Here is a 24,946-nt window from a genome sequence, read left to right as displayed (position 1 = left end):
GGCCGCGCTCAGGGCGGAAAACCGGCGACGGCCGTGCGGCGCATGCGCCGGCGGCGTGGCGGCATGCGCAATCTCCTGTCGAAAACAACGGGCAGGAGCAGGATAGCGGCGCATGTTGCGGGCGGTCGCGGCCCCTCGCGCTGCTATTCGCCCTTGAGCATGTCTCGCAGCTCGCGGAACGGATCGGCACTCGGCGGAGCCGAAGCGTCCTGCCGCATCGCGCCGTAGATTCTCGGAACCATGTCGACCGCCTGGTCGAGGCCCGAATCACGTCCCGATTGATAGCCGCCCATCAGGCGAAGGTCGCGCGTGTCCTCGTATTTGGCGATCAAGGCGCGCAGCTTGCTGACCAATTCGCGCTCTTCGGGATCCCAGACGTTGTGGGCGAGGCGCGAGACCGAAGCGAGCACATCGACGGCCGGATAGCGCGCCTGGTCGGCGATGTGCCTGGAGAGCACGATGTGCCCATCGAGCGTGCTGCGGATGGTATCGGCGATCGGCTCGTTGTGATCGTCGCCGTCGACCAGCACCGAGAAGATTCCGGTGATGGTGCCGGCACCTTCGTCGCCGGGCCCGGCGCGCTCCAGAAGGCGTGGCAGATCGGTGAAGACCGTCGGCGCGTAGCCGCGCGCGACCGCAGGCTCGCCGGCGGCGAGCGCGACCTCGCGGGCGGCGTGGGCGAAACGCGTGATCGAATCGACCATGAGCAGCACCGATTCGCCCCGGTCGCGGAAATATTCCGCGACCGCCATCGCCGTCTTCGGCGCCAGCCGCCGCATCATCGGGCTTTCGTCTCCGGTCGACACGATGGTGACGGCGCGCTGGCGATCATTGCCCAGCACATCCTCGATGAACTCGCGCACCTCGCGGCCGCGCTCGCCGACCAGGGCCAGTACGACGGTGTCGAAACCCTGGCTGCGGGCGAGCATCGCAAGCAGCGTCGATTTGCCGACGCCGGAGCCGGCAAAGATGCCGACGCGCTGGCCGGCGCAGATCGGTGCGAACAAATCGATGACGCGTACGCCGGTGCGCAGCGGCTTGTGCACGCGTGCGCGCTTCATGGCCGAGGGCGCCTCAGCCTCCGCCGAGACCGCCTGTGGGCCCGGCGTGAGGGGCCCCAATCCATCCAGCGGCGCGCCGAGGGCGTTGATGACGCGACCCTTCCAGCTCGGATCGGGCGCAAAGGACAAGGGCGGCATCCGGTAGGCGACCGAGCCGAGGCCGCCGGCGAACTGCCGGTCGAACGGCTTGGCGACGATGCCCTCGCTGTCGATTCGCACCACTTCGCCGATCTGCGGCTTGCCGCCCGAATTGACGCCGATGAGCTCGCCGAGCCTGACGAAGCGCGACAGGCCGGAGACACGGAAATGCGTCGGCGCGATCTCGGAGATCGCGCCGCTGACGCTTGCCAGGGGAGTGCTCTGCTGAAGCTCCAGCAGCGCCCACTCGAGTTGCCGAAGAGCGTTCAAGGAAACCGTCCAACCTCAATCTCAATGCGCGCGAGGCGCGGTCTACTTGCCGGGTTCGCCCAGCGTCCGGATTGCGTTCTGCAGCGAGCTTTCGGTGCCCTCGATCATCGAATTGGTGCCGTCGAAGGCACGCGAGGCCGCGATCAGCTTGGTCAATTCCATCATCGGATTGGCGCCGGAGCCCTCGACATAGCCTTGCTTGAAGCCGTCGCGGGAGAAATCGGCGATGGCGCTCGCAGGTCGGTCCGGCGTCACGCCGGAATTGCCGTAGCGCTCGAGATTGGCGTCAGCGGGAATGTTGAACAGGCCGATGGTGCCGATCTCGTTGTTGTCCTGGGTGATCGCGCCGCTGCGCGAGATCGAGATCGGTCCGCCGTTCGGGTCCAGCGTGATCTGCGCGCCGCCGGAATCGACGACGGGAAAGCCGCTTACGGTCTGAAGATCGCCGTTGGCGGCGATCTGGAGCCGGCCGTCGCGGGTATAGACCGTGCCGTTGGGACCTGCGAAGGCGATCCAGCCCTGGCCGACCACGGCGACGTCGAGCGGATTGCCGCTCTCGGTGATGTTGCCTTGCTCGCGCGAGATGATGTTGTCGCCGGGCGAGGAGAAGGCGACCGGGTTTGCGCCCGCCTTGGACAGCACGGTCTCGAACTTCACCACGTCGGTGCGGAATGCCGCCGTGTTGACGTTGGCGACGTTGTTGGCGATCGTCTGGAGGCGCTTTTCGAGAGCGACCTGGGCCGACAATCCCACATAGAGGGCCGATTGCATGGTCTACTTTCCGAACCGGAGGGACTGAAGTTTCGAGAGCATGTTGATATCCATGCTGGCCGAGCTGGCACCGCCGATCAGGACTAGCGCGGGATTGGTCGAATTGTCGCTCTGGGCCTGGGTCGCATCCCACATCGCCGCAAAGCGCTGCACGAATTTGGTGACCTTGGCCGGGTCCTGGAAATCGGTAAGCTTGACCCTGTTCGTGATCATCTTGGCCTGGGCGTCGATGTCGGCCGCGCTGATTGTCGAGGGCAGGCCCAGCGCGGTCTGAACCACCTGCGTCAGCGCCTTGTCCGCGAGCACCTGGTAGGCGGTCGTGATCGTGGAGGCCTTGCGGGTGAAATAGAGCGCCAACCGCAGGCCCTCGTTCTGGTCGCCGGCCTTCTGCTCCATCGTCTGCGTGACGTAATGGGTCGCCGTCCCGGTCGTCGCCTGGGTGGTCTTCGTCGCGTTGCTGCCGAGGGCGGCGAAATTGAAGGCGGTGGCGAATTCCCGGTAGCGGGTGTCGGTCAGCTTGTTGGCGAAGGTGTTCTTGTTCCCGACACCCTCGGTCAGCACCTTGCGCATGAACGCCTTGGCGTAGGTCATGTCGCTGAGGCCAAAGGCCTTCATCGCGTAGGAATAGAGGCGATAGTCCTTCAGGAAGTCGTCGATCGTCTTCACGTTGCCGATATGGCTCAGGAAATAGTCGGTCTCGCGGCTGACATCCGGCTGTGTCGCGACCTGCGTCAGCGATTTGCCCATGTCCTTGGTCAGTCTGGTGTAGTCCGCGATGGTGGATAGCATGACACGCGCCCCTCTGGCCGCTGTTGCGACGCCGCCCCAAGCTGCCGCCGATTGCTTGCGCGGGGCTGGCGAGGCGGGAAGCCAGCTTCGCGCAAGGCTCGCCGACTAGATATTCCCGGTGGGATTGGCGATGGAGCGGCGCGTTGGGCAGTTTCGTGGGGATTTTCATCACGGTAGCGGCGCTGCTCGGCGGATTTGCCGCCATGGGCGGGCATTTGGCCGTGCTCATGCAGCCGTGGGAGTTCGTGATCATCATGGGGACCGCGGTCGGCACCTTCATCGTCGCCAATCCGTGGAAGACGGTGGTGGATACCGGCGTTGCCTGCATGCAGGCCATCACCGGCGCGGTGCCCGGCCAACGCTACTACCTTGATCTGCTCGGCGCGCTCCACGCCCTGATGCGCGAGCTCAGGGGCAAGGGCCGCAACGAGGTCGAGGCTCATATCGACGATCCCGCGTCCTCCGAGATCTTCAAGGCGTTTCCGAGCGTGCTCGGAGATCCCTCGCTGCTCCAGTTCATCTGCGACTACGTCCGCCTCATCATCATGGGCAACGCGCGCACGCACGAGATCGAGGCGCTGATGGACGAGGAGATCCACACCATCGTGAAGAGCAAGCTGGCGCCCTATCATGCGCTGGTGACGGTGTCCGAGGCGCTGCCGGCGCTGGGCATCGTCGCCGCCGTGCTCGGCGTCATCAAGGCGATGGGCGCGCTCGACCAGTCCCCGAAGCTGCTGGGCGGCTTCATCGGCGCGGCCCTGGTCGGCACCTTCGCCGGCATCTTCCTGTCCTACGGCGTTCTTTCGCCGTTCGCGATCAAGATCAAGATGACGCGCGAGAAGAAGTGCCGGCCCTACATCATCGTCAAGCAGACGCTGCTGGCGTTCATGAACGGCGCCATGCCGCAGATCGCCGTCGAGCACGGCCGCAAGATGATCGCGAGCACCGAGCGGCCGTCGATCGACGTCGTCGAGAACGAGACGATCGCAGGTCCCAAGGCCGTCGTCACCGAGCCCGAACCCAAGGCTGCCCGCGCATGATGATGGAAGACGTCGAGGTCGATCAGCGCAAGCAGCTGCCGAACTATCTGCTGGACGCGGCCGGCATATCGATCGAACGCATGCCGATGCTCAATGTGATCTTCGATCGCATGGCGGCATCGTGCACCGACAGCCTGCAGCCGATGGCGGGAACGCCGTGCTATTTCTCGGTCAACGGCATCACCAACGATCCCCTTGGCGACATCATCAAGGACTACGAGGGCAACGCGGTCGCTGCGGTGCTCTATGCCGAGCAGTGGGACTCGCGCGTCATCATCATGCTGGACCGCGACTTCGTGTTTACGATGGTCGAGGCGATGTTCGGATCCGACGGCGCGGAACCGCCGCTCGATGTCGAACGCACTTTCTCGAACATCGAGATCCGCCTGGTCCAGGCGCTGTTCGAGCGGTTCGCCAAGGCGCTGCAGAGCGCCTTCGCCGGCACGTCGAACGTCACCTTCCGCGTCGAGCGGGTCGAGACGGCGATGGCCTCGCTGGCGATCGGGCGCGCCAGCAACATGTCGATCTGTGCGAACATGATGGTGCAGGCACTCTACCGCGGCGGCCAGATGTTCCTGATCATTCCGCACTCCGCGCTCAACCCGCTGCGTCAGAAGCTTGCAACGGTCACCGCCAGCGACGGTCGCGCGACCGATCCGCGCTGGCGCGAGCAGATGGAGAGCGAGGTCCACCGGACCGAGGTGACCCTGAGCGCGGTGCTCGACGAGAAGATGATTTCGCTCGAGGACGTCGTGAAGTTCAAGGTGGGGCAGGTGCTCGAGCTCGAGGCGACGCCGCGCACGCTGGCCCGTCTCGAGAGCAACAACCAGGTGTTGTTCTGGTGTCAGATCGGCCAGCTCGATGGCTATTACGCCATGCAGGTGGCCGATCCCGTCGATCAGAAACGGGAGTTCGTCGATGATATCCTATCTCGTTGATGCCGTGCTGCTGATCGCGCTCGCCTTCACCAGCATGCGGGTGACGCGGATGCACCGCGAGCTGGCGCGGCTGCGCAGCTACCAGGGCGAATTCTCCACCATCGTCCACGAGACCGCGGGCGCCTTCGACACCGTCATCACCGCGGCGCATGATTCCACCGCCAATCTCGGACGGCTCGCCAACGTGCTGACCACCAAGATCGATCAGGCCCACGAGGCGATCGCGGCGCTTGACGCCCGCAGCGGGCTCGCGCCGGCCGCGACCGCAGGCGGCGCTGAGGTGAACAAGCACTGAAGCCAGAGCCGACAGAACCAATACGAGCGGAACGCCGAGGCGTTCCGGGAGCGGAAAGACCAAGAGGCGATACCAGATGGCGCAATCCTTCGACTATGACTCTGCCACGCGAGCACCTGCCGCCGACGAGGGGCATACCGACACCTCTCCGCTGGAGCGGCTCGCGGAGATCGCCGCGCGCACGGCGGAGGAGAGCGGCAAGTTCGGCAATGTCGATGCCATCCTGCGTATTCCTGTCACCATGCAGGTGGTGCTGGGATCCGCGACCATTCCGGTGGCGAACCTGATGAAGCTCGGGCGCGGCGCGGTGGTTCCGCTCGACCATCGGGTCGGCGAGCCCGTCGACGTCGTCGTCAACGGCCGCATCGTCGCCCGCGGCGAGGTGGTCGTCGTCGAAGAGGACAATTCCCGCTTCGGCGTCTCGCTCACGGAGATCGTCGGACCGCTGGGGCAGGGTGACAGCTGACCATGGCGGCACAGGTCGGCATCGCTCCCGTCAAGCAGCGAGGCGTTGCCACGCTGGGCGGCACGGAAAAGGTCGCGGCGCTGCTGCTGGCCATGGGCCGGCAGGCGGCCGCGAGCGTGCTTGCGCAATTCGAGCCGCAGGATATTCGCATCGTTACCAAGGCCGCGGCCGAGCTGCGGCCGATCACGGCGCAAGAACTCGAATCCATCGTCGAGGAGTTCGCCCAGCAATTCTCTATGGGCGCGAACATTCTCGGCACCCTCGGTGGCCTCGAGGCCGTGCTCGGCGACGTGCTTCCGGCCGACCAGGTGTCGGCGATCATGTCGGACCTGCTCGGCAATTCGAGCCGGTCGGTGTGGGACCGTGTCTCGTCGGTGTCCGAAAACTCGCTCGCGAGCTACCTGTCCAAGGAGCATCCGCAGACCGCGGCGCTGATCCTGTCCAAGGTCAAGCCGGCCTGCGCCGCCAAGGTCATGAGCCAGCTGCCCTCGAGCCTGCGCAACGAATTGATGCGGCGCGTACTCAGCCTCAAGCCGATCGCCGACGACGCCATGAGGGTGCTCGAGAAGACGCTGCATGAGGATCTGACGCTGAACTTCGCCCGCAACCTCGGCGCCGACACCTACGCCCGCGTCGCCGACATCATCAACAAGATGGAGCGCGGACATATCGAGGACATGCTCAAGAGCCTGTCGGAGAAGCGGCCGAAGTCGGCCGAAGTGCTGAAGGAGCTGCTGTTCACTTTCGACGACGTCATCAACCTGGCGCCGAAGGCGCGCACCATGATCTTCGACCAGGTGCCGACCGATCGCATCGTCGTCGCGCTGAAGGGCACCGACAAGCATTTCCGCGAACTGATCCTGTCCGCGGTCGCCTCGCGCGTCCGCCGCGTCGTCGAGCACGAGCTCGCCATCGGCGAGCCGTCGAACCAGCGTGACGTGCTGGAGGCGCGCCGCGTCATCACCGACCTCGCGCTCGAGCTCGCAGAGAAGGGTGAAATCGAGCTCAATCCCGACCAGGAGGATGAGCTGGTCTTCCGCTGACCGCTGAACGGGCATGGCAGAATCATCCGATCAGGAGAGCAAGACAGAAGAGCCGACCGAGAAGAAAGTCCGTGATGCGCTCGAACAGGGCAAGATCCCGGTCTCTCGGGAGGCCTCCATTTTCGCCTCGATGGCCGCGCTGATGGTCATTCAGGCGTTCCTGATCGGCCAGGGCGTGCAGCAATTGACGCCGACGTTGAAGAACCTCCTGGACGATCCCGAAGGCTTCCCGCTCTCGACCGGCGCGGACGCGCAGAACCTGCTCACCGTGGTCGGCCTCCAGGCGCTGCGCTTCCTGGTGCCGCTGGTCGTCACCCTCGGCGCGTTCGGGCTCGCCGCCTCGCTGCTGCAAAACGCGCCGCGCCTGGTGCTGGAGCGCATCAAGCCCGACCTGTCGCGAATCTCTCCGATCAGCGGCTGGAGCCGTCTGTTCGGAACGCAGGGACTGGTCGAATTCGCCAAGTCGCTGTTCAAGCTAGCCGCGGTGACCTCCGTGGTCGCCTTCGTGCTGCGCGCGTCGGAGGCGAAGGCGTTCGAGGCGATGTACACCGATCCGGTTGCGCTGCCGGAGATGATTCTCAACATCGCGATGCGGATCGTCTCGGCGATCTGCATCGCGACCATCGTCCTGGTGGCGATCGATCTCGCCTGGGCACGCTTCCACTGGCGGCGCCAGTTGCGCATGACCAAGCAGGAGATCAAGGACGAGCACAAGCAGGCGGAAGGCGATCCGCTGATCAAGGCGCGCCTGCGCTCGCTGGCGCGCGACCGCTCGCGGCAGCGGATGATCGCGTCCGCATCGCGCGCGACGCTGGTAATCGCGAACCCGACGCACTTCGCGATCGCATTGCGCTACAAGCGCGAGGAAAATCCCGCGCCGCTCGTGGTGGCCAAGGGCATGGACGTGATCGCGCTGAAGATCCGCGAGGTCGCCGAGCAGAATCGGATTCCGGTGATCGAGAACAAGGCGCTGGCGCGCGCACTCTACGAGGCGGTGCAGGCCGATCAGGTGATCCCGGCGGAATTCTTCCGCCCCGTCGCCGAGATCATCTACTTCCTCCAGTCGAAGCAGGCGTCGCGCACCGAGAAGGTCCAGTAGAATTCAGAGGACGACGTCCGACCCAACAGCTTGACGAAAGCTTAACGCCCTAGGCTTCTCCCGAATGGACCAGAACGGGGCTGTCGTGGGACCGCTTTATCTCTTCGAACTCGCATCGTCGCAGGCGCGGTACCTCGAGCTTCGCCAGTCGACCATCGCCACAAACGTCGCCAACGCCAACACGCCCGGTTTCAAGGCGCGCGACGTCGAGCCCTTCAACAAGGTGCTCGACGGCTTGCCGATGAGGCTTGCGATGACGTCGCCGTCGCACATGCAGCTGGCCGCGGCCGAGACCGACACGCGGGCGACCGCGAAGAAGGACAGCTGGGAAGTGGTTCACTCCGGCAATTCGGTCAGCCTCGAGCAGGAAATGATCAAGGGCAGCGACGTCAGTCGCGATTACTCGATGAACTCGGCAGTCGTGCGGTCGTTTCACCGCATGCTGCTGTCGAGCGCGAAGAGCTGAGGTGAATTGAGATGCTGGACTCACTGCAAGCGTCATTGACGGTCGCGAGCTCCGGGCTCGAAGCGCAGTCGACGCGTATGCGCATCGTCTCGGAGAATTTGGCGAACGCGACCTCGACGGGGCGCACCGCCGGCGCCGATCCCTATCAGCGCAAGACGATCACCTTCGATGCTGCGATGGATCGCGCCTCGGGCTCGCAGCTGGCGAAGGTCAAGGAGATCGGGGTCGACACCACGCCGTACCGCGTGGAGTACGACCCGGGACATCCCGCTGCCGACAAGGCCGGCTACGTCAAGCTTCCGAACGTCAACATGATGATCGAGATGGCCGACATGCGGGAAGTCAACCGGTCCTATGAAGCCAATCTCCAGGTCGTGAAACAGGTGAGGTCGATGCTCGGCATGACCATCGACCTCTTGAGGAGCTGACAATGCTTGAGGCAATTTCATCCACTGCGATTTCCGCTGGGCAAGCGGCGAGCCGTGCGACCGAGGCGCAGGCCATCTCGCCGGCGGCTCCGACCGCCATTCAGTCCACCGACGATGTCGGCTTCGAATCGGTGATGAAGCAGGTGACGACCGACGCGATCGGGACGCTGAAGGCAGGCGAAGCGGCGTCGATCTCGGCGATGCAAGGCAAGGAATCGACGCGCAAGGTCGTGGAGGCGCTGATGTCGGCCGAGCAGGCCTTGCAGACGGCGGTCGCGGTTCGCGACAAGGTCGTGCAGGCCTACCAGGAAGTCGTCCGGATGTCGATTTGATCTGAAGGAATGAAGCTGTGAAATCGCTCGCCATTGCGGCCACGGGCATGAACGCCCAGCAGACCAACATCGAAGTCATCGCGAACAATATCGCCAACATCAATTCGACGTCGTACAAGCGTGCGCGCGCCGAGTTTACCGATCTGTTCTACCAGATGGACCGCATGCAGGGCGTCGCGAACGTCAACGGTTCGTCGCCGATCCCGGAAGGCGCCAATCTCGGTCTCGGCGTCAAGTCGGCCGCGATCCGCAAGCTGCACATCCAGGGCGCGCTGACGCAGACCGGCAACCCCTACGATATGGCGATCAACGGCCGCGGCTGGTTCCAGGTGCTCGGTCCGAACAACGAGGTGCAATACACCCGCGCGGGCTCGTTCAACACCAATGCCAACGGCCAGCTCGTCACGATCGACGGCTATCTGCTGGATCCCGCGATCACAATACCGCAGGGCACGGTCGAGGTCACGGTCAACCAGACCGGCCAGGTCTTCGCCAAGCTGGATACCGAGGTGAACCCGCGCCAGATCGGCCAGCTCAACCTCGCCAACTTCGCCAATGAGGCGGGCCTCGAGCCGCTGGGCAGCAATCTCTACAAGGAGACCACGGCGTCGGGCACGCCCGTCGTCGGCCTGCCTGGCGATTCCGGGTACGGCAAGATCAACCAGAAATGGCTCGAAGCCTCGAACGTCGACCCGGTCAAGGAAATCACCGAGTTGATCTCGGCGCAGCGCGCCTACGAAATGAATGCCAAGGTCATCCAGGCCTCGGACGAAATGGCCCAGACAGTATCGAAGGGCATGCGCTAGTTCCGGTGTCTCGATGTTGAACAGGGTGGGCCTGATCGTGCGCGGGTTGGCCGCCGTGCTGCTGGTTCTGGCTTCAGCGCGCCTCGCCGAGGCCGAGGAGAAGCGGCTTCCGGTGCCGGCGGTTGCAATCCGCGCCGGCGAGCTGATCCGGGACGACATGATCACCGAGCGCGCCTTCGCGCCGAGCGTGCTCGGCGTTGCCATGTTCGTCGAAGGGCGCCAGGTCCTGGTCGGCCGCATGGCGCGGCGCGCGCTGCTGCCGGGCCAGCCCATCCCAACCAACTCGGTGGAAGACCCCTGGACCGTCGCCCGCGGCGCCATGGTCAAGGTCGTGGTGGAAGACAGCGGCCTGTCCATCGTCACTTACGGCTCGGCGATGCAATCGGGTGCGTCCGGCGCGCTCATCCCGGTGCGCAATACGGATACCGGGGTGATCATCAGGGGCGTGGTCCAGCCGGACGGCACCGTGAAGGTCGTGGACGGGTCATGACCAGAATCCTGCTTGCGCTCGTCCTGCTGCTTTCGGCCGCCAGCGCCCATGCCGCCGTCCGCATCAAGGACATCGCGGACATCAAGGGCCTGCGCGAAAACCAGATCGTCGGCTACGGCCTCGTCATCGGCCTGAACGGCACCGGCGACACGCTTCGCAACGCTCCGTTCACGGAGCAGTCCCTGCAATCGATGCTCGAGAACATGGGCATCAACGTCAGGAACGAGACCACGAGCACCAACAATCCGACGCGACCGACGACGCTGCGCACGCGCAACGTCGCGGCCGTGATGGTGACTGCGGACCTGACGCCCTCGATCGGGCCCGGCGAGCGCATGGACGTGACGGTGTCGTCGCTCGGCGATGCGACCTCGCTGCTCGGCGGTACGCTGGTCATGACCTCGCTGCGCGCGGCGGACGGCGCCGTCTACGCGGTGGCGCAGGGCGCGATCACGGTCGCCGGTTACAGCGTCGGAGGCCAGGCGCAGAACGTCAGTCAGGGTACGCCGACGGCCGGGCGCATCCCGAACGGTGCGCTGGTCGAACGCGAGGTGCAAGGAAGTCTCCATGAGATGGAGTTCCTGGTGCTGCAGCTGAAGAACCCCGACTTCGTCACCGCAACACGCATCCTGGACGCCATCAACCGCTACGCCGGTGGACGCTACCGCGCGCAGATCGCCTTCGAGCGCGACTACCGCACCATCGTGCTGTCGAAGCCGCGCCACATCGGCCCTGTCCGCTTCCTTGCCGAGATCGGCGAACTGACGGTCGAGCCTGACACGCCGGCACGGGTGGTGATCAACGAGCGCACCGGCACTGTCGTGATCGGGCGCGACGTGCGGATATCGACCGTCGCCGTGACGCACGGCAATCTGACGGTACGTGTCACGGAGATGCCCGTAGTGTCGCAGCCGGCGCCGTTCTCGCGAGGGCAGACCGTGGTGGTCCCGCAGACCGTGGTCGAGGCCAACGAGGCCGGATCTCAGGTGGCGATCCTCAGCGGGGTCGATCTCCAGCGCCTGGTGCGCGGGCTGAACCAGATCGGCCTGAAGCCGTCGGGCATCATCGCGATCCTGCAGGCGATCAAGACGGCTGGTGCGCTCCAGGCCGATGTCATCGTCCAATGATGCGCAAGCGTCGTGCAAGCTTGGTCGCTCAATGCTCGTGTCTCGACCGAGAATCGCACGCCGCCCGATGCTGAAGCTGGATCACAAAGCCAAACTCCTCCTGCTGATCGCGGCATCCGTGCTCGCGGGCGCGTCGCCCGTGCTGGCCCTGCACGAGGCCAAGCCGCCGAAGCCGCTCAACCTGCTCTCCTTCGCGCGCGCCCGCGCCTCCGGCCCGCAGAAGCCGCTGCCGGTCACCACGATGCCAGGCGACAATGCGTCGATCCGGGCGACGGCATGGGCGGCCGAAGACCAGGGACCCGCGACCACCGGCGCGGTGCCTGCTTCCCAGACGCCAGCGGCTGCACCTGCACCACCACCGGCACGTCCGGCCAAGCCCGGCAGCGTCACGGCGCCGCCGAAACCTGCGCCGCCACAGGCCGCGGTATCGGCGGACAATGAAGTCGCCCTGTTCTGCAGCAACGTCGCCGATCCCGCCGTCGATGCAAGGCTGGCCTGGCAGCTCAAGGAGCTGGAAAAGGCCGAGAGCCTGCTGCGCGAGCGGATCGCCGAGGTCGAGGCCAAGCGCGTCGAATACGAGAAGTGGATGGCGTTGCGCGACGACTTCCTGAAGAAGGCCGAAGCCAGCGTCGTCGAGATCTATTCGCGCATGAAGCCCGAAGCTGCGGCGACCCAGATTGCCGGCATGGCGGATGAGACTGCCGCCGCCGTGCTCGCCAAGCTTAGCCCGAGGAACTCGAGCGCGATCTTCAACGAGATGGATACGGCACGCGCGGCGCACCTCGCCGACCTGCTCGGCGGAATGCGTCGCGTGGATGACGGAAAGACCAAATAGATGAAGAAGCCGATCCTCATCCTCTCGCTCGTGCTGGCGTCCGTGCCCTTGGCCGGATGCTTCCATGATCCGTCCGAGGTCCTGACCGGCCCGCAAATGTCGCCGGTCGGCAGCGGCCTTCGGACCCAGGCCGATCCGATTCCCGTGACGCCGCGCATGCGCACGCCTGTCAGCTATCGCTCGACCTGGGACGACGGCACCGACCTCTACCGCGATCCCCGCGCCCGGCGCACCGGCGACGTCGTGACGGTGATCATCTCGATGCAGGACAAGGCCAAGCTCGACAACAAGACCGGTCGCTCGCGCGATTCGCAGGTCAAGTTCGGGCTCGACTGGCTGATGGACGTCGCAGGGTGGAGCGACAAGGGATCGACCAACGCCAATCTCAGCACCAACACCCAGATCAAGGGCAATGGCCAGATCGATCGCACCGAGGACATCAAGCTCTCGATCGCGGCCATCGTCACCGACGTGTTGCCGAATGGCAATATGATGATCAGCGGCTCGCAGGAGTTTCGCGTCAACACGGAGATGCGCGTGCTCAACGTCGGCGGCATCGTGCGTCCGCGCGATATCTCGCGGGCCAACACGATCTCCTACGACAAGATCGCCGAGGCCCGCGTGTCCTATGGCGGTCGCGGAAATCTGTCCGACGTGCAGCAGCCTGGATGGGGACATCGGATCTATGACGCCGTGGCACCATTCTGAAGTCCGCGCCGGTCTGGCCGCGCCGCGAGGGCAGGGGACGTGATGCGCCTGATTGCGGCCATCGTGGTGCTGACCCTTGTCGCGATCGGTGCGGGCGCGCTGGCCGGGCTGCATCTGTTTGCGGCCGCCGAGCGCGTCGCCGACGCGAAGAAAACTGCCACGCCGCCGCCGCTTGCCTCGAGCTACGCCGGCAGCGCGCGGCTCAGGAAGCTGTCGCCGATCGTGACCAACCTCGCCGCGCCGGCCAACAACTGGGCCCGCATCGAGGCCTCCATGGTGACCGAGAGCATGAGCGACGAGGATGCCGGCATCCTGGCTGCCCACATCAGCGAGGACATCGTCACCTATCTGCGGTCGGCGACGGTGACGCAATTCGAGGGATCGCGCGGGCTTCAGCATCTGCGCGACGACCTGACCGAGCGCGCCAATATCCGCTCGTCGGGCAAGGTGCGCGAATTGATCATTGAGACTCTGGTGATTCAGTGAGAGTGAAAATCCTGCTGCTCGCGTTGGTCCTGGTCGTGCTGCCCGAAGTGGCGCTCGCCCAGATTCCGGACCTCAACTCGCTGCTGCCGCCCGGAAACGGCTCGACCAGCGGCCGGATCATCCAGCTGATGGCGCTGATCACGGTGCTGTCGGTGGCGCCGGGACTGCTCATCATGGTGACGAGCTTCACGCGATTTGCGGTGGCGCTGTCGTTCCTGCGCGCCGGCCTCGGCCTGCAGACCACGCCGGCCAACCTGGTGCTGATCAGCCTCGCGCTGTTCATGACCTTCTACGTGATGGCGCCGACCTTCGATCGCGCCTGGGAGACCGGCGTCCGGCCGCTGATGAAGAACGAGATCTCGGAAGAGCAGGCCTATCTGAAGATCACGGATCCGTTCCGCGAGTTCATGCTGGCCCATGTCCGCGACAAGGATCTGCAGACCTTCGAGTCGCTCGCCGCGGAGAGCTTTCGCAAGAAGTTCGACGACAAGCGCGTCGATTTGCGCGTCATCATTCCGGCCTTCATGATTTCCGAGCTGAGGCGCTCGTTCGAGATCGGATTTCTCATCATCCTGCCGTTCCTCGTCATCGACATGATCGTGGCGACGCTGACGATGTCGATGGGCATGATGATGATGCCGCCGACGATCCTGGCGCTGCCGTTCAAGATGCTGTTCTTCGTGCTGATCGACGGCTGGAATCTGCTCGCCTCCGGACTGGTGCGCTCGTTCTCGTAACGGCGACGAGCGTCGGCCCGGCTCGTTATGGTTAGCGGAAAGTAATATTAACCATATGATATTGCTATGGAATTCAAGCCGATCTTAATCCGGCGGCAAGATTCGACGTGTTAGCAAGGCGTCACGGCGGGTTGGACCTCACCCACATCAGTCCAAAGGCATGATGCCGCCCCTCCGTACCGGTGCAAGTCCGGTATGTCCCCTGATGAAAATGTAACGCGTACATAAAGGGACATTCGCAATGTCAAGCCTACTCACGAACTCGTCCGCCATGACCGCGCTCCAGACCCTGCGGTCTGTCAGCTCGCAACTCTCGACCACGCAGAGCCGGATCTCCACCGGCCAGCGCGTGGCTACCGCCGCGGACAACGCCGCCTATTGGTCGATCGCGACCTCGATGCGCGCCGACAACGCCGCGCTCTCCGCCGTCTCCGACTCGCTCGGTCTGTCGGCCGCGACCGTCGACACCGAGTACACCGCTCTGAACAAGGTCCTCGGCGACAGCAACTCCGGCCTGACCAAGCTGCAGTCGCTGCTGGTCGAAGCCAAGACCGCCGGTATCGATCGCAGCAAGATCCAGTCGGAAATCACCCAGATTCAGCAGGACATGAAGAACGTCGCAAGCGCGGCGACCTTCAACGGCGTCAACTGGCTGAGCACGAACGCCTCCACGCCGACGACCGTCAATCTCGTGTCGTCGTTCTCGCGTGTCGGCTCTACGCCGACCACCAGCTCGATCACGGTGACCGTCGCCAACTACTCGCTGTACACCTCGAGCACGGGCGGCATCCTCGACACCGTGAGCGGCAGCGCGTCGGTCGACAGCCTCAACATCGGTGCGCTGACCGACTCGGCTGCTGACCAGACCATTCTCGATGGTTACATCGCGAAGGTCACCGCAGCGATCGGCACGGTGTCTTCGGGCGCCGCCAACCTCGGCGCCATCAAGAACCGTATCTCGAACAACTCGGAGTTCGTGAAGTCGCTGATGGACTCGGTGGATCGCGGTATCGGTCAGCTCGTCGACGCCGACATGAACCAGGAGTCCACCCGCCTGGCGGCCCTCCAGGTCCAGCAGCAGCTCGGCGTTCAGGCGCTCTCGATCGCCAACAACAACAGCCAGAGCATCCTGTCGCTGTTCCGCTAAGCCTTCGACGATCTTGGGAGGGCCGCGCTTCTTGCGAAGCGCGGCCCTTTCGTTTGCCTGACCCGCGCACCGTGATTTCGGCCGCCCTGTTGCAGCGGGGGCACAGCGCCACAAGCCCCGCACAAGCTTCGCCGGCTAGTCTGGCCGTTACGACGGATTGGGTTTACGCGCATTTCCGCAGCCCAAAGGCATGATGCCGCCCTGTCGTACCGGTGCAAGCCCGGTATGTCCCCATCCAATCTGTTTTCAAAGGGACATCAAAGATGGCTTCCAGCCTGCTTACCAACTCCGCTGCAATGACTGCGCTCCAGACCCTCCGGAATGTCAGCGCCAGCCTGCAGACCACCGAAAACCGCATCTCCACCGGCCAGCGCGTCTCGACCGCTTCGGACAACTCGGCCTATTGGTCGATCGCGACCTCGATGCGCGCCGACAACGCCGCGCTCTCCGCCGTCTCCGACTCGCTCGGTCTGTCGGCTGCGACGGTCGACACCGAATACACCGCTCTGAACAAGGTCATCGGCGACCAGAACTCCGGCCTGACCAAGCTCCAGGCGCTGCTGGTCGAAGCCAAGACCGCCGGCATCGACCGCACCAAGATCCAGGCCGAAATCACCCAGATCCAGCAGGACATGAAGAACGTGGCCAACGCGGCGACGTTCAACGGCGTCAACTGGCTGAGCACCAACGCATCCACGCCGACCACCGTCAACCTGGTGTCGTCGTTCTCGCGCGTCGGCGGCACGCCGACGATCAACACCATCACGGTGACGGTCGCCAACTACTCGCTCTACACCGCGACCACAGGCGGTATCCTGGACACGGTGACCGGCAGCGCGTCCGTCAACACCATCGGTATCGGTTCGCTGACCGACTCGACGGCCGACCAGACCATCCTCGACGGCTACATCGCGCAGGTCACCACCGCGATCAACACGGTCAGCCAGTCCGCCGCCAACCTCGGCGCCATCAAGAACCGCATCTCGAACAACACTGAGTTCGTGAAGTCGCTGATGGACTCGGTGGATCGCGGTATCGGCCAGCTCGTCGACGCCGACATGAACGCGGAATCGACCCGGCTCCAGGCGCTGCAGACCCAGCAGCAGCTCGGCGTTCAGGCGCTCTCGATCGCCAACCAGAACAGCCAGAGCATCCTGTCGCTGTTCCGCGGCTAAGCGGCGCTCTTGAAAACGACCGTGCTCCCTTAAGGGAGCACGGTCCCCGCCGTGACCGGCGGAGGGCGGCACAAGACGCCCGCAATCGATCTCCCGACGTTGAATTTCATGCGATACGCCGCGGCCGATCGTGCGGCCATGCGTCCCGGCGCACGTAGCCGCTGGCCCGATTGCCTTGTCAGGGCTTCTTGTAAAATAGGCCTTCTTGTAAAATAGGCCTTCTTGTAAAATTGCAACGCCTCGCCTGCGAACTGACACATTCGTGTCCTTGCGCAACCTTCAGACAAGGTTGGCAGCGGAGTGTCCCGTACGTTCGCATTGGTACGAGGTCATATGCTCAGTCGTGCGCAGGTACAGCAACTGCTCAACAATCTGCTGGAGCTTGGGCCGCGACGCCTGATGGCCCTGGGCCTGATCGGTTTTGCCGTTCTCGTGACGGTCGTCGGCGGCGCGTACTATCTGAGCCGGCCTGAATTCGAGACGCTCTATACCGGCCTCACCCGCGAAGACGTGACGCGCATGGGCGCCGCGCTGCGCGAGCAGAACATCACCTTCGACGTCAATACGGCCGGCGACGCGCTCTCGGTACGCCCGAGCCAGACCATGCAGGCGCGGATGCTGCTGGCCGAGAAGGGGCTGCCGACCAGCGCCAATTCCGGCTACGAGCTGTTCGACAAGATCGGCTCGCTCGGCCTGACCTCGTTCATGCAGGAGGTCACCAAGCTCCGGGCGCTGGAAGGCGAGATCGCGCGCACGGTGCAGTTGATGAAGGGCGTCAAGGCGGCGCGGGTGCATATCGTGCTGCCGGTGCGCGGCTCGTTCCGCGCGACGCAGCAGCCGCCATCGGCATCGGTCGTGCTGCGCACCGACGGCGCGATCGAGGCCCGCACCGCGCAGTCGATCCGCCATCTCGTCGCCGCCGCCATTCCAGGCATGAACCGCGACAAGGTGACGGTGCTGGATGCCGACGGTTCGATGCTGCTCGCCGAGGAGGACGAGGCGAGCGCCGCCCCGACCAAGATGGCGAGCCTGCAGAAGACGGTCGGCGGCATGGTGCAGGAGAACATCCGCAAGGCGCTGACGCCGTATCTGGGCCTCGACAATTTCGAGGTCAGCGTCGCACCGCAGCTCTCTACCGACAAGCGGCAGATCAACGAGACCGTCTACGATCCGGAGAGCCGGGCCGAGCGTTCGGTGCGGAACGTGCGCGAGAAGGAATCCTCGCAGAACGCCGACCGTTCGACGCCGACCACGGTGCAGCAGAACCTTCCCGATCAGCAGGTCAACGCCGGCGGCGGCAAGAACTCCAGCGAAGACAAGACCCGCCGGGAGGACGTCACAAACTTCGAGGTCTCGTCCAAGACCACGACGACGGTGAGCGACGGCTATTCGGTGAAGAAGCTCTTCATCGCCGTCCTGGTCAATCGGGCGCGGCTGGTCGCCGATCTCGGCGACAAGAGCAACCAGGCCATCGTCGACAGCAAGCTCGCCGAGATCAGCCAGCTCGCGGCGACGGCCGGCGGACTGGACAAGCAGCGCGGCGACCAGATCCAGGTGACGGCCGTCGACTTCATCGAGGGCTCGCGTGAGCTGGCCCCGGTGCCGCCGATCAGCTTCGTCGAGATGATCAACAAGCAGCTCGGCAGCGTCATCAACGCGGTGACGATCCTGGCCGTTGCGTCGATGCTGGTCTGGTTCGGCTTGCGGCCGGCGGTCAACGGCATTCTGACCCATCGCGCGGAGCAGGAGCAGGTTGAGGCCGCCGAGGCCGCCGAGATCGAGGCTGCTGCGGCCCTTGCATTGGCCGAGAGTCAGGACCCCGAGCTCAATCTCGTCGAAGATCTCGAAGGCAAGATGCAGCGAACGCCGCAGAAGCGACTGGAGCAGATCGTCCGGCTCGACCAGGCGCAGGCCGCAGCGATCCTTAAAGACTGGATGCGACGCGAGGAGGCGGCATGAACGCGGCAATCGGAAAGTTCCTGACGCAGTTCGACGCGAACGGCCGGGCCAAATCACCGCCGCCTCCGCCGCCGAGGATCCAGGACGTGCTGACGAGGCCGAAGGAGGTCATGCGCGAGCCTCCGCAGCAGCCTCAGGCCCATTCGCAGCCGCTGCCGCAGTCGCCGTCTCCGGCGCCGAAGGCGGAAGCGCCGCCGGCCAATGTCCTGGACGATGCCTACCGCCGCGGCCATGCGGCCGGCGTCGCGGAAGGCGACGCCAGGCTTGCCGAGGAGCGCGTCCGCAGCGCGATCCGGCTCGGCGAGGAGCGCGCCAAATGGTCCGACCAGCAGGCGGTCGCGATCGTGAGCGGCTTCGAGACGGCTTGCCGCGAGATCGAGACCAACATCGCAAGCTCCGTGGCGCGGATACTGCTGCCGTTCCTCACCGAGGCGGTCCGCGACAAGGCGATCGGATCGCTGGTCGAGCAGATCGCGGCGCTGACCGGCAATTCGTCGGTGCCGGCGTTCAAGGTCACCGGCCCGAGCGAGCTGCTCGACCTCGTGAAGACGCAGCTCGAGGCGTCCAGGCGCACCGGCATCGAGTACGAGGCCGCCGACACCCTGGAGGTTCGCGTCGTGGCCGACCAGACCGTGATCGAGACGCAGATCACGGCCTGGAGCGAGCGCCTGAAGGAAGCACGCCGGTAACCCGCCATGGAAGAGGTCAAGCATGAACTCGTGATCGTCCGCCGGCGCAGCGCTTTCGCTGAGGAGGCGCATCACGGCGGCGTGTGGAAGATCGCCTATGCGGACTTCATGACCGCGATGATGGCGTTCTTCCTGGTCATGTGGCTGCTCAACGCGCTCAACCAGGATCAGAAGCAGGTCGTCGCGAGTTATTTCAATCCGATCCAGCTCGCGGAAAATGCCCCCGCGCCGAAGGGCCTGAAGAATCTCTCCAAGAAGGAGCCGACCTCGTTCGAAGGTCAGGACGGCAAGCGTCAGCCGGCCGGCTCGAACGAGGAACGTCGCGGCGACTCGCCGACGGCCGAGAAGCCGGCCTCCTATGAAGAGAAAGTCCTGTTCCGTGATCCCTATGCAACGCTCTCCGAGATCGCGAACAGCGCGAACCAGTCCACGGGACAGCGGCGCGCCGGCGCGCTGACGTCTGCCGAAGAGGATGGTCTAAAGGGCGGCGACGCCTACCGCGATCCCTTCGACCCCGGCTATTGGAAGCTGGCGCCGCAAGCATCCAAGGATGCCGATCGCATGATCGAGAGCGAGCCCAAGCCGAATGCCTCCGCGCGCGACGGCGCCTCAGGCACAAATCAGGGCGAGCCGCAGGCCCGTGGTGCCAAGGCGGACGATGCCGGCGGAAGCCTGGCGCCGAACGCGGATGCGTCGTCCGCAAACCTGTCGCCGCTATTGCCGCCGGGGCCTGCGCCGGCGCAAGCCCCGCGCGAGGGCAGCGCGCAAGCGAGCGTTCAAGTCAACGCCGCCGCGCAGGCGCGTCCCAACGATACGACGAAGGAGTCTGAGCCGCGCGATGCGGCGCAAACCCAGCAGCCGACCGTGAAGCAGCTTCAGGCCGCGATCGCGGACGCGCTATCTGACATCAAGGCGGGCGCCGGGCCGGCGGCCGAGGTGCGTCAGGTCGAGGAGGGCCTCCTGATCAGCCTGACCGACGATGCGAGCTTCGGCATGTTTGCAGTCGGCTCGGCCGAGCCGCGGCCCGAGCTGATCCGCGTGATCGACAAGATCGGGCCGTTGCTGACGAAACGCCAGGGCATGATCATCGTCCGCGGCCATACCGACAATCGGCCGTATCGTTCTGAGACTTACGGCAATTGGCGGTTGTCGACCGCCCGCGCGCAGATGGCCTATTACATGCTGGTTCGCTCCGGTGTCGACGCGCAGCGGATCGAGCATGTCGAAGGCTATGCCGACCGCCGGCCGAAGCTTCCGAGCGATCCGGCGGCTGCTCAGAACCGCCGAATCGAGATCCTGATCCGTGAGAAGCGCCCTTGATCAGGCCGCTCCTCTGCGCCGTCCTGCTGCTCCTGCCGTTCACGGCAGCGAACGCGCTCGCACAACCCGCGCGCCAGTCGGGCGAGCCCTATGAGCTCGTCCGCGCGTTGCAAGCCGTGCAGGACGGCATCGCCAACGGTGACACCGCCGCGCATGGCAGCCACGTCGCGCTGATCCGGCAGATCGGAGAGAAGTTTCTCGCCGCCGATCCGGACGTGTGGAGCAATGCGCAGAACAGCCAGGCTGCAGTCATCTACCTGCTCAGCGGCGGCGCGCCGCAAATCGTCCGCAAGTTGCCGCGCGACAAGATGAACGTCGACGAGCGGCTGTTCAACGGCGCGCTCGCCTATGTCGAGGGCCGTCAGGAGGAAGCGCGGGAGCTGCTCAAGGACGTCAAGCCGCGGACGTTGTCCTCCGGCCTCGGCGGACAGGTCGCGCTGGTCCAGGGCGCGTTGTTCGCGCGTTCCGAGGCATCGCTGGCGATCGAGCGTCTGGACGACGCGCGCCTGCTCCTGCCCGGTACGCTGGTGGAGGAGGCGGCGTTGCGGCGCGAGATCCTGCTGGTGGGGCAGGCGGAGGATTTCGACAAGTTCGAGTTCCTGGCGCTGGCCTATATCCGCCATTACCGCAACTCGATCTATGCTGGCGATTTCTGGCAGCGCTTTTCCTCGGGCCTGACGCAATCGAGTCTGGCGCTCGACGATCGCCGCTTCGCGCGGATCGCAGCGCTGCTCGAGCAGATTGATCGCGCGAGCCGCCTCAAGCTCTATCTCGTGATCGCGCGCGCGGCGATGGTGCGCGGGCAGATGGCCGTGACGCGGCTTGCCGGCGAGCGGGCGCTGACGCTCAGCGCCGACGCCTCGGCGGATCGCGAGCGGGCGCATTTCTTCCGCGGCGCCGCGCGAGCGCTCACCGACGAATATGACGGCGGTCTTGCCGAGCTGAAGGCAGTCGACCGGTCGAAGCTGCCCGAGCGCGACGTGCCCCTTATGAATGCCACGGTGCAGCTCGCGCTCGATGTTCGCAAGCCGTTTCCGGGCGGATCCGCCGCCTCGGCCGACAAGCCTCCGGCAACGCCGGCGCGTCTCGATCTGGCGTCATCGACCGTGACGCTCGCGCGCGCGCAGAAGCAGCTCGGCGAACTCGAACTCCTTACCAGGGACCGCCGCCCATGACCAAGCTCAGTGGAACCTCCGGACAGCTCTTCTCGGGTCTCGCCGAGAGCCTCAACATCCGCGGCACGTCGCGTTCGGCAAAGAGCGCCGGGGCCAAGTCGCAGGCTGGCTCGTCGTTCAACGATCTGCTCCACACCGTCTCGAACCTCGCCAAGCAGGCACTCAACGATGAGGGCAACGATACGACCGCGAAGGCCGGAGCGCTGCCCACGCGTCTGGCCCACCCCGCAGGCAAGGACAAGTCGAAGGACGAGACGGACGAGCGCACCGAGGCGACCGACGTGCTCAAGGCTGGCGACCAGACGACCGACAAATCGTCGGAGACGCAAAGTCCGGTCGGCCATGATCCGAAGCCGGACGTTTCAAACCGCCCGAACGCTCCCGCGATCGTGGGACAGGATCTCGTTGCCGCATCGGCCGCGAAGCCGCAAATGCCGTCGCAGTCGGGCGACAGGAAAGACGTGCCCGCGCGCGACGAGCGCTCATCCGGGACGAGGCGTGAGGTTGCAGCGACAGCGGATTCCGTGCCGTCTGCTGCCGTTCCGACCGGCGCGCGTGCACAAGGCGATGCATCGCAAGCCGCGGCCGCACAGCCAGGCAGCGAGGCTTCCGCCAAAGCCATGCCCGCGACCTCAGGCTTCGAGGCGGTCACGGCCAATGTCGAACGCGCCGCCAAGGTCTCGACGCGCGACGCGTTGCCCGAGACGACCAAGGTCACCGTGGTCCAGCAGGAGACCCATCTGCCCCCGGCGCAGTTCAACGCCCCGCAACAGGTCGCCAATGCGGTCGTCGCCGAGCTGAAGGACTCCGCAGCCCCGGCGGTGTCGGCAGCGCCCGATCTCGCAGCATCCCAGACCAATGCGCCGGATCAGCCGCTCAAGATCCTGACCATCAATCTCGAGCCGCCGGCGCTCGGCAACGTCACCGTGCGCCTTCGTCTCGTCGGCACCGAAGTGTCCGTCCACCTTGCGGCCGCGCGCAAGGACACGAGCCAGATGCTGGATCAGCAGCGCGACCAGATCCGCGATCTCATGCAGACGGCGGGTTATGTCGCCGACGTCGCGCCCGTGCAGCACGGCTCGCTGGATGGATTCCAGAGCGGTTCCGGCCAGTCGCAGCCGCAGCTCTCGGGCCAGCAACAGCCCTCGTCGCAGTCGCAAGGTGCGTTCGGTGGCGCAGGCACGTCGTCGGGGCAATCCGATGGCGGCGCGAAACAGGCCCGCCAGGAACGCCAGCCCCAGGAGACGCGTCATGACCAGGACGTGGGTCAGCCGAATCGTCGCGGCCCTGTTTATCTGTAATGCGGGCGCCGCGGACGCGGCCACCGACGTCGTGCGCCCCTGCGAGCGCGAGATGGCGCGCGCGGCCCAGCAGCATGGGATTCCGCTCGGCATTCTCTATGCAGTCGGTCTCACCGAGACCGGCCGCCGCGGCGCGCTGCATCCTTATGCCCTCGGCGCCGACGGCCAGACCGTGTTCGCCAGGGACATGGATGATGCGATCGCAAGTTTCCAGGCCATGCGCGGCAAGGGCATCAAGCTGATCGATCTCGGCTGCATGCAGATCAATCATTACTATCACGGCGACAAGTTCGCCTCGGTGCGCGCGATGTTCGATCCCGCCAAGAACGTCGAGTATGCCGCGCGCTTCCTGAAAGAGCTGAAGCAGCGCGAGGGCAGCTGGACCATGGCGGTGGCTCGCTACAATGCCGGCCCCAACAACCAGCCGGCGCAGAAGCGCTATGTCTGTCACATCGTAGCTCACCTCGTGTCGAGCGGCTTCGGCGCCTGGACCGACAAGGCGCGCTCGTTCTGTCAGCCGAAAACGACATGACGACGTGAAGTTGTGCATGGTTCCGAACCATCAGCCCCGCGCAAGCAAGATCCCCCATTGTAACTGCAACCTACCAAAGGAGCCCACTTCATGAGCCTGTATGGTGTTATGCGCACCGGCGTTTCCGGTATGAGCGCGCAGTCCAACAAGCTGTCGACGGTTTCGGACAACATCGCGAACGTCAACACCACCGGTTACAAGCGGGCTTCGACCGAATTCTCCTCGCTGATCCTGAAGAGCGGCTCCGGCAATTACGACTCCGGCGCCGTCGAGACGACCGTCCGTTACGCCATCAGCGACGCCGGACATACCCAGTTCACGACGTCGTCCACCGACCTTGCCGTGCAGGGCAACGGCTTCTTCGTGGTCTCGAACGCCACCAACACGCAGCAATATTTGACGCGCGCCGGCTCCTTCGTGCCGGACGCTCAGGGCAACCTCGTCAACGCGGCCGGCTACTACCTTCTGGGCCAGCCCGGTAAAGTGACCAATTTTTCGCAGAACAGCCTGGCTGGAATGCAGATCGTGAACATCGCCCAGGTCTCGCAGGTGCCGGTGCCGTCGACTGCGGGCACCCTGACGACCGGCAATCTCGATCCGAAGGCGGCTGTCATTGCCGGTCCGCCCGGTCCGGCGTCATATTCGTCGAAAAGCTCGATCGTCGCCTACAACAATATCGGTCAGGCCGTTACGCTCGACGTCTATATGTCCCACACCGCGACGGCGGCCGGCTCGGATACCTGGCAGGTTCAGGTCTACAATTCCGCGACGGGCACCTCGCTCGCCGCCGCCACCACTTTCACCTTCGACACCACCGCGACCGGAAAGGGCGCGCTGGCCGCGGCGAGCCCGACGGGCCTTACGTTCACGGTCCCGGGCGGCGCGGCGATGACCATGGACCTGTCGAACATGACGCAGGTTGGAGCCGACTTCAGCTTCAAGGCCACCGTCAACGGCAGCGTCCCCGCGGCGATCGACAAGGTCGATGTCGACGAGGCGGGCCACGTGACGGCGATCCTCAAGAACGGGCAGCAGTTGACGCTCTACACGATCATGCTCGCCGACGTCGCGAGCCCCGACAATCTGACGCCCGAGCCGGGCAACGTCTATTCGACCAACATGAATTCCGGCAATGCGCAGGCCGGGAATGCCGGCACCGGCGGGCTCGGCACGGTCCAGTCCGGTGCGCTGGAGGACTCCAACGTCGATCTCGCGGACGAGCTCACCGGGATGATCGAGGCGCAGCGCGGCTTCACCGCCAACTCGAAATCGTTTCAGACGGGCGCCGACCTGCTCGATGTCGTCGTCAACCTGAAGCGCTGA

General features: G+C 65.1%; 28 protein-coding genes. 25 read left to right on the top strand and 3 right to left on the bottom strand.

Going from position 1 to position 24,946, the window contains the following annotated elements; translation table 11 throughout:
* Positions 1 to 143: 143 nt before the first annotated feature.
* From fliI to GGD61_RS11560, 3 genes are read right to left on the bottom strand one after another with little or no spacing between them, the layout of a single operon-like run.
* Positions 144 to 1,469, bottom strand: a complete 1,326-nt coding sequence (gene fliI / locus GGD61_RS11570) for a flagellar protein export ATPase FliI (RefSeq protein ID WP_092253789.1) — start codon at positions 1,467 to 1,469, stop codon at positions 144 to 146.
* A gap of 42 nt (positions 1,470 to 1,511) precedes the next feature.
* Positions 1,512 to 2,240 (bottom strand): flagellar basal-body rod protein FlgF, encoded by a 729-nt coding sequence (gene flgF, locus GGD61_RS11565; RefSeq protein ID WP_018318430.1) that lies wholly within the window; start codon positions 2,238 to 2,240, stop codon positions 1,512 to 1,514.
* A gap of 3 nt (positions 2,241 to 2,243) precedes the next feature.
* On the bottom strand, positions 2,244 to 3,029 hold the full coding sequence (locus GGD61_RS11560) for a DUF1217 domain-containing protein (RefSeq protein ID WP_092253787.1): 786 nt from the start codon (positions 3,027 to 3,029) through the stop codon (positions 2,244 to 2,246).
* A gap of 143 nt (positions 3,030 to 3,172) precedes the next feature.
* Between GGD61_RS11560 and motA the strand changes: the two genes are divergently transcribed.
* From motA to GGD61_RS11435, 25 genes are all read left to right on the top strand, one after another.
* Positions 3,173 to 4,069 carry a flagellar motor stator protein MotA gene (gene motA / locus GGD61_RS11555; RefSeq protein WP_028145751.1) on the top strand — a complete coding sequence of 299 codons (897 nt, stop codon included), beginning with the start codon at positions 3,173 to 3,175 and terminating at the stop codon, positions 4,067 to 4,069.
* Entirely contained in the window at positions 4,066 to 5,007 is a 942-nt protein-coding gene (locus GGD61_RS11550; RefSeq protein ID WP_092253785.1) for a flagellar motor switch protein FliM, read from the top strand. The genes motA and GGD61_RS11550 overlap by 4 nt, the downstream gene beginning before the upstream one ends.
* Positions 4,988 to 5,302, top strand: coding sequence for a hypothetical protein (locus GGD61_RS11545; protein WP_092253783.1), 315 nt, complete (start codon positions 4,988 to 4,990; stop codon positions 5,300 to 5,302). Before GGD61_RS11550 ends, GGD61_RS11545 begins: the two co-directional genes overlap by 20 nt.
* Positions 5,303 to 5,378: 76 nt before the next feature.
* Positions 5,379 to 5,768 (top strand): flagellar motor switch protein FliN, encoded by a 390-nt coding sequence (fliN, locus tag GGD61_RS11540; RefSeq protein ID WP_092253781.1) that lies wholly within the window; start codon positions 5,379 to 5,381, stop codon positions 5,766 to 5,768.
* Between the two features lie 2 nt (positions 5,769 to 5,770).
* Positions 5,771 to 6,811, top strand: coding sequence for a flagellar motor switch protein FliG (locus GGD61_RS11535; RefSeq protein WP_018318436.1), 1,041 nt, complete (start codon positions 5,771 to 5,773; stop codon positions 6,809 to 6,811).
* A gap of 13 nt (positions 6,812 to 6,824) precedes the next feature.
* Positions 6,825 to 7,910, top strand: a complete 1,086-nt coding sequence (gene flhB, locus GGD61_RS11530; protein WP_092253779.1) for a flagellar biosynthesis protein FlhB — start codon at positions 6,825 to 6,827, stop codon at positions 7,908 to 7,910.
* Between the two features lie 64 nt (positions 7,911 to 7,974).
* Positions 7,975 to 8,376 (top strand): flagellar basal body rod protein FlgB, encoded by a 402-nt coding sequence (flgB, locus tag GGD61_RS11525; RefSeq protein ID WP_092253777.1) that lies wholly within the window; start codon positions 7,975 to 7,977, stop codon positions 8,374 to 8,376.
* An 11-nt stretch (positions 8,377 to 8,387) separates the two neighbouring features.
* Entirely contained in the window at positions 8,388 to 8,804 is a 417-nt protein-coding gene (gene flgC / locus GGD61_RS11520; RefSeq protein ID WP_028145745.1) for a flagellar basal body rod protein FlgC, read from the top strand.
* A gap of 2 nt (positions 8,805 to 8,806) precedes the next feature.
* A complete protein-coding gene (locus tag GGD61_RS11515) occupies positions 8,807 to 9,136 on the top strand; it encodes a flagellar hook-basal body complex protein FliE (protein ID WP_018318440.1) in 330 nt (109 codons plus the stop codon).
* A 17-nt stretch (positions 9,137 to 9,153) separates the two neighbouring features.
* Positions 9,154 to 9,942: a flagellar basal-body rod protein FlgG gene (gene flgG, locus GGD61_RS11510; RefSeq protein WP_018318441.1), complete on the top strand. Its 789-nt coding sequence runs from the start codon at positions 9,154 to 9,156 to the stop codon at positions 9,940 to 9,942.
* Positions 9,943 to 9,955: 13 nt separating this feature from the next.
* The gene (flgA, locus tag GGD61_RS11505) at positions 9,956 to 10,432 is read left to right on the top strand and encodes a flagellar basal body P-ring formation chaperone FlgA (protein ID WP_092253775.1); all 477 of its coding nucleotides are present in this window, start codon (positions 9,956 to 9,958) and stop codon (positions 10,430 to 10,432) included.
* Positions 10,429 to 11,559, top strand: a complete 1,131-nt coding sequence (gene flgI, locus GGD61_RS11500; protein WP_038950160.1) for a flagellar basal body P-ring protein FlgI — start codon at positions 10,429 to 10,431, stop codon at positions 11,557 to 11,559. The genes flgA and flgI overlap by 4 nt, the downstream gene beginning before the upstream one ends.
* A 67-nt stretch (positions 11,560 to 11,626) precedes the next feature.
* On the top strand, positions 11,627 to 12,394 hold the full coding sequence (locus tag GGD61_RS11495; RefSeq protein WP_177236982.1) for a MotE family protein: 768 nt from the start codon (positions 11,627 to 11,629) through the stop codon (positions 12,392 to 12,394).
* The gene (flgH, locus tag GGD61_RS11490) at positions 12,395 to 13,102 is read left to right on the top strand and encodes a flagellar basal body L-ring protein FlgH (RefSeq protein WP_092253771.1); all 708 of its coding nucleotides are present in this window, start codon (positions 12,395 to 12,397) and stop codon (positions 13,100 to 13,102) included.
* A gap of 42 nt (positions 13,103 to 13,144) precedes the next feature.
* Complete coding sequence (locus GGD61_RS11485) at positions 13,145 to 13,588, top strand: flagellar basal body-associated FliL family protein (protein ID WP_177236981.1); 444 nt, start codon at positions 13,145 to 13,147, stop codon at positions 13,586 to 13,588.
* Positions 13,585 to 14,325, top strand: coding sequence for a flagellar type III secretion system pore protein FliP (fliP, locus tag GGD61_RS11480; RefSeq protein ID WP_092253767.1), 741 nt, complete (start codon positions 13,585 to 13,587; stop codon positions 14,323 to 14,325). Before GGD61_RS11485 ends, fliP begins: the two co-directional genes overlap by 4 nt.
* Before the next feature lie 241 nt (positions 14,326 to 14,566).
* Positions 14,567 to 15,472: a flagellin gene (locus tag GGD61_RS11475; protein WP_028145737.1), complete on the top strand. Its 906-nt coding sequence runs from the start codon at positions 14,567 to 14,569 to the stop codon at positions 15,470 to 15,472.
* Between the two features lie 263 nt (positions 15,473 to 15,735).
* The gene (locus GGD61_RS11470; protein WP_018318449.1) at positions 15,736 to 16,647 is read left to right on the top strand and encodes a flagellin; all 912 of its coding nucleotides are present in this window, start codon (positions 15,736 to 15,738) and stop codon (positions 16,645 to 16,647) included.
* Positions 16,648 to 16,980: 333 nt separating this feature from the next.
* The gene (gene fliF / locus GGD61_RS11465; RefSeq protein WP_018318450.1) at positions 16,981 to 18,606 is read left to right on the top strand and encodes a flagellar basal-body MS-ring/collar protein FliF; all 1,626 of its coding nucleotides are present in this window, start codon (positions 16,981 to 16,983) and stop codon (positions 18,604 to 18,606) included.
* Complete coding sequence (locus GGD61_RS11460; protein ID WP_183230708.1) at positions 18,603 to 19,295, top strand: hypothetical protein; 693 nt, start codon at positions 18,603 to 18,605, stop codon at positions 19,293 to 19,295. Before fliF ends, GGD61_RS11460 begins: the two co-directional genes overlap by 4 nt.
* A 6-nt stretch (positions 19,296 to 19,301) precedes the next feature.
* On the top strand, positions 19,302 to 20,615 hold the full coding sequence (locus GGD61_RS11455; protein WP_183230707.1) for a MotB family protein: 1,314 nt from the start codon (positions 19,302 to 19,304) through the stop codon (positions 20,613 to 20,615).
* Positions 20,612 to 21,790 carry a chemotaxis protein gene (locus GGD61_RS11450; protein ID WP_183230706.1) on the top strand — a complete coding sequence of 393 codons (1,179 nt, stop codon included), beginning with the start codon at positions 20,612 to 20,614 and terminating at the stop codon, positions 21,788 to 21,790. The genes GGD61_RS11455 and GGD61_RS11450 overlap by 4 nt, the downstream gene beginning before the upstream one ends.
* Positions 21,787 to 23,091, top strand: coding sequence for a flagellar hook-length control protein FliK (locus GGD61_RS11445; protein WP_183230705.1), 1,305 nt, complete (start codon positions 21,787 to 21,789; stop codon positions 23,089 to 23,091). The genes GGD61_RS11450 and GGD61_RS11445 overlap by 4 nt, the downstream gene beginning before the upstream one ends.
* Positions 23,042 to 23,623 carry a transglycosylase SLT domain-containing protein gene (locus GGD61_RS11440; RefSeq protein ID WP_183230704.1) on the top strand — a complete coding sequence of 194 codons (582 nt, stop codon included), beginning with the start codon at positions 23,042 to 23,044 and terminating at the stop codon, positions 23,621 to 23,623. The genes GGD61_RS11445 and GGD61_RS11440 overlap by 50 nt, the downstream gene beginning before the upstream one ends.
* A gap of 90 nt (positions 23,624 to 23,713) precedes the next feature.
* Positions 23,714 to 24,946: a flagellar hook protein FlgE gene (locus GGD61_RS11435; protein WP_018318456.1), complete on the top strand. Its 1,233-nt coding sequence runs from the start codon at positions 23,714 to 23,716 to the stop codon at positions 24,944 to 24,946.

Origin of the sequence: Bradyrhizobium sp. SBR1B, from assembly GCF_014198205.1 — a bacterium.
Lineage (GTDB): Bacteria > Pseudomonadota > Alphaproteobacteria > Rhizobiales > Xanthobacteraceae > Bradyrhizobium.
Note: the sequence above shows the minus strand (reverse complement) of the source record. Positions and strands in the feature narration are given on the sequence as shown.